The following is a 332-nucleotide window of genomic DNA, read 5'->3' as shown; positions in this document are numbered from 1 at the left end:
CTCTTCCGATCTGCCCGCCGATGCCGCCACGGCTCGCCAGGCCCCGGCGAACGCGGTGTGAGCCTGGCGCCGCAGGCCGGCAAGCCCCTGGCATGCTCGCTGCTTGGGGATTGCGCCGACGCTCGTCGGCCCCAAGCCGCCTCCTGGAGATGCTCGTGGAAAGACCCTCCGTACGCCCCGGCAGTGCGCCAGCGGAACAGGACGCCCTGAACAACACGATGAACCAGATCAAGAAGCTGGTCACCGATCTCGAACACAACGCCAACAAGATCAACAGCATCGTCAACGTCATCCGCGACGTCGCCAAGCACACCAACCTGCTGGCGCTCAAC

This window comes from Pseudomonas sp. UBA3153, from assembly GCF_002364635.1.
Lineage (GTDB): Bacteria > Pseudomonadota > Gammaproteobacteria > Pseudomonadales > Pseudomonadaceae > Pseudomonas_O > Pseudomonas_O kuykendallii.
Note: the sequence above shows the minus strand (reverse complement) of the source record.